This is a genomic window from Streptomyces sp. MB09-02B (genome assembly GCF_033794485.1).
In the GTDB taxonomy this organism is placed as follows: domain Bacteria; phylum Actinomycetota; class Actinomycetes; order Streptomycetales; family Streptomycetaceae; genus Streptomyces.
In genome coordinates this window covers 1-838 of record NZ_JARGEE010000945.1, presented here as the reverse complement: position 1 = coordinate 838, position 838 = coordinate 1, and the positions used below count along the sequence as shown (strand labels likewise).

General features: G+C 73.3%; 2 protein-coding genes. Both read right to left on the bottom strand.

All coding sequences use genetic code 11. The annotated features are described in order from the left end of the window. Window positions 1–284 (bottom strand): hypothetical protein (locus P1P70_RS45235; protein WP_319248391.1); only part of this gene is annotated, 284 nt, incomplete at its 3' end. Continuing rightward, complete coding sequence (locus P1P70_RS45230) at window positions 281–805, bottom strand: SigE family RNA polymerase sigma factor (RefSeq protein ID WP_319248393.1); 525 nt, start codon at window positions 803–805, stop codon at window positions 281–283. The genes P1P70_RS45230 and P1P70_RS45235, both read right to left, overlap by 4 nt. Between the last annotated feature and the right edge of the window lie 33 nt (window positions 806–838).

The following is an 838-nucleotide window of genomic DNA, read 5'->3' as shown; positions in this document are numbered from 1 at the left end:
GTCCCTCCCACCCCCGAGAAGATCACCCCGGAGCCGGACGGGGCCTGGTTGAGGACCCAGAGGCCGATCAACGTGGCGACCGTGAAGACCAGCAGCATCAGGACGGCCAGCACCAGCCGCCGCCGGCGCTCGCGGCGGAGCCAGTCGCCGCGCGCCGTCCGGTACGCGTCCGGCGCGGCGTGCACCCCGCCCGCCAACGCGGCGAGCGCCGCGGCCAGCTCCCGCTCGGTGCGGTCCCGACCGGTGTCGTGTCCGGTGGTGTCGTTTCCGGTCGTGTCGTTCATCGCCGGGCCTCCATCGCCTGGGTGAGGGCGGCGAGGCCGCGTGCGGTGTGGGTCTTGACCGAGCCGCAGGAGATGCCCATCGCGGCCGCGATCTCGCTCTCCTTCAGCCCGAGCCAGTGGCGCAGCACCAGCGCCTCCCGCTGCCGGGCGGGCAGCTGCTGGAGCGCGCCGATCAGCACCCGCTGGTCGTCGTGGAGCAGCGCGGTGCTCTCCGCGGAGGCGACCGGCTCCTCCACCGCCGGGATCTCCACATGTCTGCGGGCGACCTGGAGGTGCCGTATCCGCATCCGGGTCAGATTGCAGACCGTGGAGCGGAGGTACGCCTCCGCAGCCTCGGCGTCTCTCAGCCGCCGCCACTTGCGGTAGATCTGGTAGTACGCCTCGGCCACCACGTTCTCGGGGTCGTCCGCGCCCAGCAGCACCGCGAGCCGCAGCATCGAGGAGTAGTGCAGCTCGAACAGCCGGGCGACCCCCGCCTCGCGTTCCACGTCGGAGGGGTCACCGAGCGCACCCGGCGGCAGCGCGGGGTTCTGAACCGGCGGGGACTCCGGGGC